Annotated in this window: 10 protein-coding genes; 4 read left to right on the forward strand and 6 right to left on the reverse strand. The window is 50.0% G+C overall.

All coding sequences use genetic code 11. The features are described 5' to 3' along the window. Positions 1-74: 74 nt before the first annotated feature. The 4 genes from H141_RS0109860 to H141_RS0109875 form a co-directional block, all read right to left on the reverse strand. A complete protein-coding gene (locus H141_RS0109860) occupies positions 75-2,819 on the reverse strand; it encodes a cation-translocating P-type ATPase (protein ID WP_019676097.1) in 2,745 nt (914 codons plus the stop codon). A gap of 83 nt (positions 2,820-2,902) precedes the next feature. Beyond that, complete coding sequence (locus tag H141_RS0109865; RefSeq protein ID WP_019676098.1) at positions 2,903-3,454, reverse strand: DUF4426 domain-containing protein; 552 nt, start codon at positions 3,452-3,454, stop codon at positions 2,903-2,905. A 182-nt stretch (positions 3,455-3,636) separates the two neighbouring features. Continuing rightward, complete coding sequence (locus H141_RS0109870; RefSeq protein WP_019676099.1) at positions 3,637-3,834, reverse strand: type II toxin-antitoxin system antitoxin; 198 nt, start codon at positions 3,832-3,834, stop codon at positions 3,637-3,639. Between the two features lie 8 nt (positions 3,835-3,842). After that, entirely contained in the window at positions 3,843-4,700 is an 858-nt protein-coding gene (locus H141_RS0109875) for an SPFH domain-containing protein (RefSeq protein WP_033425461.1), read from the reverse strand. A gap of 173 nt (positions 4,701-4,873) precedes the next feature. On the opposite strand from H141_RS0109875, the gene H141_RS0109880 reads away from it, so the two are divergent. From H141_RS0109880 to H141_RS0109890, 3 genes are all read left to right on the forward strand, one after another. Beyond that, a complete protein-coding gene (locus tag H141_RS0109880) occupies positions 4,874-5,248 on the forward strand; it encodes a BlaI/MecI/CopY family transcriptional regulator (RefSeq protein ID WP_026349368.1) in 375 nt (124 codons plus the stop codon). Then, positions 5,249-6,556, forward strand: a complete 1,308-nt coding sequence (locus tag H141_RS0109885) for a M56 family metallopeptidase (protein ID WP_019676102.1) — start codon at positions 5,249-5,251, stop codon at positions 6,554-6,556. It begins immediately after the preceding gene. 91 nt (positions 6,557-6,647) lie between these two features. Beyond that, a complete protein-coding gene (locus tag H141_RS0109890; protein ID WP_019676103.1) occupies positions 6,648-7,859 on the forward strand; it encodes a methyl-accepting chemotaxis protein in 1,212 nt (403 codons plus the stop codon). Positions 7,860-7,861: 2 nt separating this feature from the next. On the opposite strand, the gene mnmH is transcribed toward H141_RS0109890, so the two are convergent. Both mnmH and selD read right to left on the reverse strand, forming a co-directional pair. After that, positions 7,862-8,956, reverse strand: a complete 1,095-nt coding sequence (gene mnmH / locus H141_RS0109895) for a tRNA 2-selenouridine(34) synthase MnmH (protein ID WP_019676104.1) — start codon at positions 8,954-8,956, stop codon at positions 7,862-7,864. Between the two features lie 36 nt (positions 8,957-8,992). Then, positions 8,993-10,033 (reverse strand): selenide, water dikinase SelD, encoded by a 1,041-nt coding sequence (gene selD, locus H141_RS0109900; protein WP_019676105.1) that lies wholly within the window; start codon positions 10,031-10,033, stop codon positions 8,993-8,995. A 367-nt stretch (positions 10,034-10,400) separates the two neighbouring features. Here selD and H141_RS0109910 point away from each other — a divergent pair, with 367 nt between their 5' ends. Beyond that, the gene (locus H141_RS0109910; RefSeq protein ID WP_019676107.1) at positions 10,401-12,251 is read left to right on the forward strand and encodes a M1 family metallopeptidase; all 1,851 of its coding nucleotides are present in this window, start codon (positions 10,401-10,403) and stop codon (positions 12,249-12,251) included. Positions 12,252-12,264 lie beyond the last annotated feature (13 nt).

The raw sequence follows: 12,264 nt of genomic DNA on the forward strand, positions 1-12,264 counted from the left end.
TATGTTTAAAAGCCGCTGCCGCGCAGCGGTTTTTTTATGTCTTGTTTCTGGCTAAAACAGCATAACCTATATTGCTAACTAAGCTGCTGGCGACGAGTTCGCCTTAACTTAAACCATTTCTCCAGCTCAAGCAGAGCAAATATCACTACCCCCACCGCCACACAAATTAAACCATGCTTAAACTGCAACGGCTCAGTATTGAACAGTTGCTGCAAATGCGGCTGATAGGTAAACAGCAGCTGCAAACCAAATACCAGAGTTACTGCCATTAATACCGGTTTAGTGCCCTTAATGCCCTGCAGTGACAACGATGGCCCCTGCATATAGCGGACACTGAACAGGTACCATACTTCCATAGCGACCAGCGTATTAACCGCCATGGTGCGGGCATAATCGACACTAAGTTGCTGAGCAATAGCCCAGTTAAATACCGCAAAGATACCAGTGGTAAACAGCACCGACACCAGTAACACCCGCCACAGCACAAATCTGGATACCAGCGCCTCATCAATTTGTCTGGGCGGGCGCTGCATCAGGTTATGCTCAGGCGGCTCAAACGCCAGTGCCAGCGCCAAACCAATAGAACTGACCATATTCACCCATAAAATTTGCAGCGGCATAATAGGCAGGGTTACCGCCAGCAACAGTGCCAGGATTATCGCCAGCGATTCGCCACCGTTTACCGGCAGAATAAAGGCGATCGCCTTTTTCAGGTTGTCATAAACATTACGCCCGGCTGCTACCGCCCTGGCAATGGTAGCGAAATTATCATCCATTAATACCATCTCACTGGCCTCGCGCGCCGCTTCTGTACCTCCCTGGCCCATAGCAATGCCAACATTGGCCCGTTTTAGCGCTGGCGCGTCATTCACCCCGTCGCCCGTCATCGCCACCACTTCCCCCTGCAGTTGCAGCGCCGTCACCAACCGCAGCTTGTGCTCTGGAGTAGCACGGGCAAATACTGCGGTCTTGGCAATACGATCTGCCAGTTGCTTATCGTCAAGCTTATCCAGCTCAGCACCGGTTATAACGATATCGCTGTTTGCCAGCCCGAGCTGGGCAGCGATTGCTGCCGCGGTGGCAGCATGATCACCGGTGATCATTTTCACCCGGATCCCGGCCTGCTGACAGCTGGCAATAGCACTGATCGCTTCCGGCCGCGGCGGGTCGATTAAGCCGACCAGCCCTAACAGCTGAACACCCGTTTCCAGATCCTGCTGATTTAACACGGTTTGCTGGGTGTCTAAGCATTTTATTGCTAATGCCAGTACCCGCTGGCCATCCCGGGCAATATGTTCTACCTGTTGTTGCCAATCAGTAATATCAAGGGCTGCGCCAGCCTCTGTGTCGCTGACATATACGCTGCTGCACAGTGCCAGCACCGCTTCCGGCGCGCCTTTAAGCAGGATGTAACCGCGGCCCTGATGATCACTGTGCAAAGTCGCCATATATTTGTGCGCCGCATCAAACGGAATTTCATCATGTCTTGGAAACTGAGCTACTTGCTGTACCCGCTCCAGCCCGGCTTTTTCTGCCAGCACCAGTAGCGCAGCTTCCATAGGGTCGCCCTGAATATGCCAGCTGTTATCGCGTTCTGTCAGCCGCGCGTCGTTACATAACAATGCCGCCCGGCACAGCCAGCTTAGTTGCTTGTTACTGCTGTTGATGTCGTCGTCAGTTGCCTCCGGATCTTCATCACCAACAGTGCCGGCCGGGCTATAACCACTGCCGCTAACGCTAAGGCGCTGCCCTGGTAACACTATCTGGCTCACCATCATTTCATTTAAAGTTAGGGTGCCGGTTTTATCAGAACAAATAACCGATACCGCCCCCAGCGTTTCTACGGCAGGTAAACGGCGAATAATGGCATTACGTTTGGCCATCCGGGTTACGCCAATGGCCAGCGCTACCGTTAGAATAGTCGGCAACCCTTCCGGAATAGCCGCAACCACCAGACTGACCACCGCCATAAACAGGTAATTTAATGAATAGTCACGCAGGTAACCCAGCACAAATACCAGTATCGCCATTAGCAACACAATCAGCGTCTGGTAACGGGCGAATTTTGAAATTTGCTTTACCAAAGGGGTGGTCAGGGGGGCCACACTGCTTAGCATCTGGTTAATCCGGCCCAGTTCGGTCGCAGTGCCCGTGGCCACCACCAGCGCCACCGCCCGGCCCTGGCTTACCAGAGTGCCGCTGTAAGCCATATTGCGCCGGTCGGCCAGTACCACGCTGCCAGCCATTGCCGCACTGTGTTTTGCCACCGCTACCGACTCGCCGGTCAGCGCCGCTTCCTGTACCTGCAAGTTAAACACCTGCAACAGCCGCATATCGGCCGGCACCTTGTCGCCTGCTTCTAAAATAACGATATCACCCGGCACCAGCTCGCTGGCTGGCAGCAGCTCGGTCACCCCGCTTCGCAATACCCGGGCCTTGCTCGACAGCATAGCGCCGATGGCATGCAAGGCTTTCTCGGCCTGGCCTTCCTGCACAAAACCGATAGTGGCATTAACCACAACCACCGCCAGAATTACCGCAGCATCCAGATATTCAGCCAGCAACCCGGCCAGCACGGCGGCCACCAGCAATACATAAATCAGTAAATTATTAAATTGGCGCAGCAAACGCCGCCAGGCAGCTAGCGGTTTTTTGGCTGGCAATATATTGGCACCGTACTGCTCGCGCGCCTGTGCTACCTGCGCTGCAGTCAGCCCTTGTTTTTGCTGCACGGTAAAGCGGCGACACAGGGTATTGGCATCCTGCTGATGCCACAACGGCGGTTCGACATCTGGCATAATCAGTCTTTGTTCACGCATACCAACATACCTTAGCAGTTAGCGCGCAGCCTTGGGCTGTTTAAGATCAATTATTTACTGACATGCAGCTTAATCACGGGTTTCTACCAGTCGAGTTGCACTGTAAAGTTCATTTCCAGCGGTTGCTCGGTGCCGGTTGGCTGAGCATTGATAGTGAGTTGGAAATTTCGCTGCGAGCTGGCATCCAGCGTACCAACATAGGAGATATAGCCATCGGCCTCCACTGCCCGCATATCAACTACCTGGGTTTGGCCAAGCAGGTTTTCATGCTGTACGCTCACTGTCGCCTCAACGGTAGCGTCCTGGCGGGCCTCGTTATTATCCTGGATAACCAGATTCAGCAAAGCAAGACCTGGGTTAGCTGCAATACCATACTGCCTGGCCATCGTATCGCTTAACACGTCAGCCCGACTGATACTGGCCCGCATAGTGTAGCCGTCAAACTCCATTACCTGTCCCAATGGCTTATCTGGCCCGGTTTGCTCGCCGGTTGCAGCGCTATCCGCAGCGCTACTGTCGGCGGCAGAGCCAGTGCTTTGTCCTGCCCGGTCGCAACCGGCTAGCAAGACTAATGAGGCCCCCAACATTAATGGCAGCCATAATTTACCGGTGGTGATGTTACGATAGGTGTGCATAGTCAGTTCCTTTGGGTTAGCTGCAACGAAAAAAGTGGTCATCCTGCCAGACAAACGCTGAAGGTTTATCTGTACCAACAATTTTCAATCAGATACTTTCGAGCAGATACTTTCGAGCAGATACTTTTCATCAGTAATTAAGCATAGCTGATAGTACGGCATGTTGCTGCAGACTATTCTGGTTATCCGTCAGCGCCGTTGTCAGCAACATCAGGCTTTTTCGCTGGCAGCCGCCCGGCTTTGCGCAGGGCATCGTGCAGCAGGTATTCAATCTGACCATTAACGCTGCGAAACTCATCATCTGCCCAGCGCTGCAAGGCGCTGAGCAGTTTGTCGTCTAAGCGGAGGGCGAAGGCTTTTTTTGCCGCTGCTTTTGTCACAAGCGCCCCTACTGGTATAAGCTACCGGTATTTAATACCGGCTGCACATGATGATCGCCACATAATACCACCAGTAAATTACCTACCATGGCGGCTTTGCGCTCGTCATCCAGCTCTACCACGTTACGGGCAGATAACTGCTCCAGTGCCGATTCCACCATACCTACCGCACCTTCTACAATTTGCCGGCGTGCTGCGACTATCGCAGCCGCCTGCTGGCGCTGCAGCATGGCACTGGCAATTTCCGGCGCGTAAGCCAGGTGGCTGATCCGCGCTTCCAGTACCTGTACCCCGGCTTTATTTAAGCGGGCCTGAATTTCATTTTTCAGAAGCTCAGTTATGTCATCAGTGCTGCTCCGCAGACTGATATCGTCATCATTACCAGCGTCATAAGCATAACTGGAGGCTAAATGGCGGATTGCCGACTCGCTCTGAATACTGACGAAATTCTCGTAGTTGTCCACTTCAAATACCGCTTCGGCGCTATCAACCACTTTCCAGACTACCACAGCAGCAATTTCCACCGGGTTACCGGCACTGTCGTTCACCTTCATTTTGCTGCTTTCAAAGTTACGCACCCTAAGCGACACTTTCTGCTTGCTATATAACGGGTTAGACCAGCGCAAACCGTTATTTAAATCGGTGCCAACATAGCGGCCAAATAGCTGCAGTACCGCCGACTGATTCGGGTGCACCATATAAAAACCAAACCAGCACACCAACACCACAATCGCAGCCAGCAGAAATATCGCTTTCACAACACCGGGTATTACTATTACTGCGGCCACCATCAGCAGTTGCAGCACCAACAATACGGCAATCATGCCAAAGCCATCTTTACTGTTAATCATTCGTTCCTTTAACATAGCCAACTCCACTCATTGTGATATTATTTTGATATCACTTTAATAGATATTTTCTAAAAGGCAAGAAAAAGCTCAATATTGCAGCGATTACAGCGCCAGCTGATTTTGACTATTGCATTCTCTACAATTGTAGACTAGCATCTCTACACCCGTAGACTTACTGTATGGTTAATATGTCTCTGTCTGATTTCGAACTGGAAGTAATGCAAATATTCTGGCAATTGAAGGAAGCAAGCGCACCTGAAATTCATAAAATTATTGAAAAAAAAAGAGCGGTAAAGTACTCAACAGTAAAAACAATTATCGATAGATTAGAAAAAAAAGCAGCGGTCGCTCGCAGTCGTTCTGAGGGCAGGATTATTTTTTATCTTCCCGTGATGGAAAAGCAAAATGTTCGCACTCCACTTATCAAAGAATTTATTAATAGAGTTTTCCTGGGGAAAAGCAGGCCTTTGGTTGCGCACATTATTGAGCAAGAACAACTAAGCATTAAAGACATAGAGTACCTGGAGTCGGTATTAAGAGAAAAGAAGAAGGAACTCAAGTAGATGTGGAGCTACTTTTTAGTCAATATTTTAATATTTATCAGTGCAATTTCATTAATGAAATTTGTAAAGCTATCAGCAACAGCCAATTACCTCATGTCGTTATTCGCTATTCTGGTATGGTTTATTCCTTATAGCCTTATTTCGGGCCTTATCCCTGGTTCAGTATTAGCCGAACCAATTATCGTTTCATTTACAAATAGCGCTTTGGCCGCTACTGCCGCTGACATTTCTTCTAAGCAAGTAAATATAGATTTCATAGTTAAAATGACGTTTAAAATACTGATTTTTCTTGGGTTAATTATTTTCACGTATCGACTACTCAGATTACATAACTGGAAAAGGAAACTGTTTTCAAGCAACGCTCTGATGCCTTTGCATAGTCTTACTAAGCAGCATGAGATCCCCGTTTTTTCTACAAAATATCATCTGGGCGGATATTTACTGGGAGTGCTGAATCCAATCATTGTCATCTCAGATAAAATACAAGAAAAGAGCCTTATTGATCTCATTATTGCTCACGAAAAGCAGCACTTAAAACGAAACGACAATCTGCGGCTTTTAATTTTGGAGTTTTGCTCATGCCTTTTCTGGTGGAACCCACTGGTTGGCAAAATGGTAGATTTGAATCGCTTTTATATCGAAGCACTCTGCGATGAAGAAGCCAGTAAAAAATATGGCAAAGATAAATATATCAAAGATCTATCATCTTTAACCTTATTTATTGGTTTACACAAAACCAGTCAGTTAGCTGCAAATATTGTATCTATTGAAACATCAACTACCTCCAGAATTAAGTTCTTAAAGGAAAACCGAAAAATGAACTTCAGCAACAAACTGCTTTTTGCACTATCAATCTTTGCAATGACCACCGCTATTTCATGGAACACACTTGCTACAGCAATTCCTGACATAGATAACAAACCAGCGCATGCAAACCCGGAAGAAATAGGTTCGTTATTAGCGTTTGACATAGATATTTTATACAACAGAGAAGCCTCAGGAGAATACCGCACCGAAGACAGGCACTCAGCTCAATTAGAGATTTGGTCAGAATTTGCAGAAAAAGTATCTTTCAAATTTAATGATAGCTTTTCATTCAATTATAAAGCGACAGATCTTGGTGACGTCATTTTGCTGGAGCTGGAACTGGTAGAAAATATAAATAACGAATCCGTCACAGTGGCCTCTCCCACTCTTCAGGTTGCTGTAGGTAAGGAGGCTGTTATTGAAATAGATAATCCAGGTATAAGCCAGAATGCATATCGGATAAAAGCGATTCCTTATAAACAGGCCAGGCCAACCGAGTAATCAAACCGGCACTAAGCAACAAGCTCGCGAGCTGCTAAATGCTGTGTTATGCTGATTTTACTCAGTTTAATCTGGCAGGGTTTACAACCTTATGAGCAGCTTTTCCTCCCTTTATCTATTTATAGAACGCACGTTTTTTGGCACCTTAAGCCGAAAAATCATTGGCAATATCAGCTTTTTAGCTATTTTCTTCCTGCTTGCCTTATATATGGCGTATCCGGCAGGCGGTGCTACCGGCAGCTGGTGGACATTACTGATTCTGGGGCTAAGTGCCTTTATTTTTACCATTGGCTATATGCATCATTTATTTGTGCGGCCGGTAAAAACTCTGGTAGCCGCATTGCATGACACTAACCGTAAAGGCACCGATTTAAACCTGCGCCTGCCGGCGTTTACCTTTGACGAATTCCGGACCTTATCGGAAGAGTACAACCAGTTTGTCGGCCAGCTGGGCGTGTTGTTGGGTGATATTCACCAGCAGGCCCGCGAAACCCATCAGGTAAACGAGCAGGTTTCCTCTGCAGTTAAAAGCACCCGCCAACATTTGCAGGATACCGAAAAACGTAGTGGCCAAATTCGGCGGGAAAGCGATCAGGTACTGGATAATCTGGCCGAAATTGTCCAGCATGGCGATGAGGTCAGTGCGGTATCCGGCCATGCCGTCGATAAAGCCAAAGTGGCCAGCGGCCAGATGCAGCAGTTAAGCAGCCAGTTATCCGGCATCGTTAAGTTATTAGATACCTTTGGCACGACTATCAACGGCTTGCATAAAAACTCGGAAAACGTGCGGCAAATTCTGGTGATGGTAGAAACCTTTTCCGACCAAACCAACCTGTTGGCATTAAACGCCGCCATTGAAGCCGCCCGCGCCGGTGATGCCGGCCGCGGTTTTGCGGTGGTTGCTGATGAAGTTCGCACCCTGGCAGCCAAGGTAAATGACGCTACTAAACAAATTTCTGGTTTTTTAAATGAAATGGAACAGCTGGTAGGTGAAACCCGCACCGAATCGCAAAGCCTGAACCAGCAGGCGCAGCAGGCACAACAGCAAATTGCCGACACCAGCAGCGAGTTTGGTCAATTACAGCAGGAACTGCAACAAGCCAAAAGTGGCATTCAGAATATCAGCCAGACCGTGCTGCAACTGGAACAGCGCTATCAACAAACTCACCAACATTTAAGCGCGATAGAAAAAGTGACCAGTGATGCTCACACCCAGATGGCATCTATTGATCAGGCAGCGAAAGACTTACTTAGCGGCACCGCCCGCACTCAGCAGCAACTGGGCCGCTTTGCCCGCAGTTAATGCTAACGGGCGGTTACTTGCGATTGCCACCACTGACGAAGCTCGCCGGCACTGCCTTGCAATAGTACCGGCAGCTCGCGCTTTTTAAGTTGATACTGATACATCGGGTCGTAGTAATCACTTAACAGCCGTGCTATCCAGTGGCGGTGTAAACTGATATCACCGCTGTGTTGTTGTACGTCTAAAGCCTGGCAAAGCATGGCGTTTAGTTCGCTGTAAAGCGCCCCCCCCAGCCTTTTGCGGATCCGCGCCATCGCCTGTTGCAACATATTACTGAACACAGTAAAACCATTATCGACATCAGCGGCCACAGCCTCTTGCAGTAAATCGACGATATAATCCTGCACGATCACCTCAATCCGTGAGGATAGCGGCTCGTCCAGCAGGATTAACGGGCTGCGTTGCATGGTCTGGAACAGCTTGTGCGGAATACTGCGCTGACCAATAAGCAGGCTTTCATCTTCCAGCAGTAAATAAGGCGGCTCAGCAGCCTGTACTCGCAACAACGCACTCGCCAGGTCGTTTTCAAAGCAGATTTGTGACGGTTGCGCGGCCAGTTTCCGGCCAAAGGCTGAGCCGCGATGATTGGCCAGCGCTTCCAGATCGACGGCGTTAAGTGTACCTAACAGCCGGGTTTTGCCACTGCCAGTCGGCCCTGCCAGCATAAGCACAGGCAAGGAACTGGCTTGCTCAATCGCTGTAATTGCTGCCTGGCGCAGAGCTTTAAAGCCGCCGGCCACCCGTGGGTACTCCACACCGCTTTCGGCCAGCCACTGCTGGGCAATCTGGGAACGTAAGCCACCCCGGGCGCAATACAACATGCCATGCGGCTGCGCCAGAGCAAAATTGTGCCAGGCCAGCACTCTGGCCGTTTTGGTTTCAGCCTGTACCAGCTGATGTCCCAGCTTAATTGCCGCCTGTGAGCCCTGCTGCTTATAGCAACGCCCCACTTCAGCGCGCTCTGCATCGTTCATTAGCGGTAGATTGCAGCTGCCAGCGAAAGCACCGCGGCTAAACTCCAGCGGCGCCCGCACATCCAGCAGCGGTATTTGCAGACGCAAAATATCTGAGTAATTATCTTGTTGCGGTAAATTCATTAAATATTACAACTTAAAATAGTCTGTGCCATGGCATTACTGCACAGCAATGCGGTGGCCAACACCCGGCGCCTGTAGCTCACCAATAGGTTGTAAAATCAGATCGTATTCTAAGGCCAGTTTAATCACGGCAGCCTCTGCCGCCGGGCTGACCGCCAGCAACAGCCCGCCACTGGTTTGCGGATCGCATAACAACGCCTGCTGTTCAGCAGACAGCGGCGATACTTTAGCGCCGTAGCTGGCAAAATTACGACCACTGCCGCCCGGCACACAACCCTGAGCGATATAGTCCATTACACTTGGCAGTACTGGTATCTGCGCACTGTGCAAAATGGCATTCAGCTTACTGCCCTCACACATTTCCAGCAGATGTCCCAGCAGCCCGAACCCCGTTACATCGGTCATAGCATGAATGCCATCCAGCTTAGCCAGATCTGCGCCGATGCGATTTAACTGCACCATAACATCAGACGCCAGAGTGGCATGTTCAGGCTGCAGTTTTTTCTGCTTCTGGGCTGTAGTTAAAATACCTACGCCCAGTGGCTTGGTTAAATACAGGCGATCGCCGGCCTGCGCCTGATCGTTGCGTTTTAAATGGCTGATAGCAACCCTGCCGCTTACCGCCAGGCCGAACATCGGTTCCGGCGCGTCGATACTGTGCCCACCGGCCAGCATAATTCCGGCTTGCTGACAAATATGACGCGCCCCTTCTAACACTTGTTGCGCCAATTCTGCCGGTAATTTATTAACGGGCCAGCCTAAAATGGCAATCGCCAGCAGTGGCTTGCCTCCCATCGCATAAATGTCGCTGATGGCGTTGCACGCCGCAATTCGACCAAAATCAAAGGCATCGTCGACAATAGGCATAAAAAAGTCGGTGGTACTGAGCAGTGCACTGCCATCACCAAGATCATAGGCTGCCGCATCGTCCTTATTGCTATTACCCACCAGCAGCTTAGGATCTGTGAAATTGATCTTAGTTTTAAGCATGGTATCGAGCACTTGCGGCGAGATTTTGCAGCCACAACCCGCACCGTGGCTGTATTCAGTTAATTTAATAGCAGAGAAATCAGACATAACAACACTAGGCAAAGACACAATAGCGCCAACATACCCAAAGCCTTTTGCAATAACAAGGGTTCTTTTAGCCGTTGGCAAGCCGCTAACGCACTATACTTAAGGCTATAAAGTCCAACAGCGCCATACGCTAAGGCCCAGCCAGTGGATAAAAAACAGATTCTCGACCGCGCTTTGCAACTGGCTGAGCAAATCAGCAGTCTGAAACGGTTAAAGGCAGCACTGGCCACCTTTAATAAACTGGGATTATGCCGCTAAGTAAAACAAAGGTTTCACTGTTCCCCTTTAGGCAGCAGAGCGCACTAAACTTTGCCTGGCCGTGCTTTAGCATTACACTGCTAAGCATCCCCCCTATTTAAGGAAAACTATGCTTAACCGTCTGCTCCTGATTTACGCCCTGCTGCTGGCCGGCATGGCATCTCCCAGCGCCGCTGCCGGCGGCGATAGTTACACTTACGCTAATTATCAGCAGGTAACGGTCAGTCACCTGCACCTTGATTTGGCCATGGATTTTCAGCAAAAAACCTTAAGCGGTTTCGCTGATTTACAGTTGAACTGGCTGGTGCAAGATGCAACCGAGGTTTACCTGGATACCCGCGATTTAACCATCGAGCGGGTGTATGGCAAACAGCAAGACGGCAGCTGGCAAACAGTGCCATTTAAGCTGGCGGCACGAGATGCGGTACTGGGCAGCAAACTGACTATCAGCCCGGCGTTTCAGCCACAAATGCTACGTATTCATTACAGCTCAGCGCCTGAAGCATCAGGCTTGCAGTGGTTGAACCCCGAGCAAACTGCCGGTAAAACCACGCCTTTTATGTTTAGTCAGAATCAGGCCATTCATGGCCGCAGCTGGATCCCGGTTCAGGACACACCGGCCGTACGGATGAGCTACAGCGCCCGCATTCAGACCACCGACCAGGTGCTGGTAGTAATGAGTGCCCCGAACGACCCGGCCACAGCGCGTGATGGTGATTATCAGTTTTATATGCCACAACCGATACCGGCTTATTTAATTGCGATTGCCGCCGGCGATCTGCAATTTAAAGCAATGAGTGAGCAAACCGGTGTCTACGCTGAGCCCTATATTCTTGAGGCATCTGCTAACGAATTTGCCAGCACCCAGGCCATGATCGACGCCACCGAACAGCTTTATGGTGAATACCGCTGGGGCCGTTACGATTTACTGATTTTACCACCCAGTTTTCCGTTTGGCGGTATGGAAAACCCGGTGCTGAGTTTTATTACCCCTACTGTGGTAGCGGGTGATGGCAGCCTGGTTAATCTGATCGCCCACGAGCTGGCCCATTCCTGGTCTGGCAATCTGGTGACTAACGCCACCTGGCGCGATCTATGGTTAAACGAGGGCTTTACCTCCTATGTTGAAAACCGGATTATGGAGCAGGTGTTTGGTAGCGATCGTGCGGTAATGGAGCAGGCTTTATCGGTGCAGGCGCTCAAAGATGAACTGCAAGTACTCAGTGCCAATGACAGTATTTTGCATATTGACCTGCAGGGCCGCGATCCGGACGATGCTTTCAGCGGTGTGCCTTATACCAAAGGCCAGCTGTTTTTAATGGATCTGGAACAACAATTCGGCCGCGATAAGTTCGACCGGTTCCTGCGGCAGTACTTTGCTGACTATGCGTTTAAAAGCATCGACACCGCAACCTTTGTTAACTACTTAGATAAAAACCTGCTGCAACAATACCCGGGGGTGGTGTCGCTTGAGCAAGCCAAAGCCTGGATTTACCAGCCCGGTTTGCCAGCGGGCACGCCTGAGCCGCAATCAGATGCGTTTACTCAGGTGCAACAGCATGCCAGCAACTGGCTGGCCGGCAACAGTGAACTTAGCAGCCTGCCCACCGCCAGCTGGACCGTGCACGAGTGGCTGTATTTCATCAACAACCTGCCGCTAAGCATCAGCCCTGAACAAATGGCAGCGCTCGATAACAGCTTTGGCCTGACGACTTCAACTAACAGCGAAATTGCGCATGCCTGGTATTTACTGGCGCTGAAAACCGGCTATCAGCAGGTGTTACCGCAGCTGGAGCAATACTTAATCGGCATTGGCCGGCGGAAACTGATTATTCCGCTATATAAACAACTGGCCAGCACGCCAGAAGGCCTGGCGTTTGCCCGGGCAGTTTACCAACAAGCCCGGCCGGGATATCACCCGCTGGCCCAGGGCAGTGTCGATGAGCTGTTGCGTAACTAACATTGATCTAAAA

The organism is Arsukibacterium perlucidum DSM 18276 (assembly GCF_000382165.1).
GTDB lineage: Bacteria > Pseudomonadota > Gammaproteobacteria > Enterobacterales > Alteromonadaceae > Alishewanella > Alishewanella perlucidum.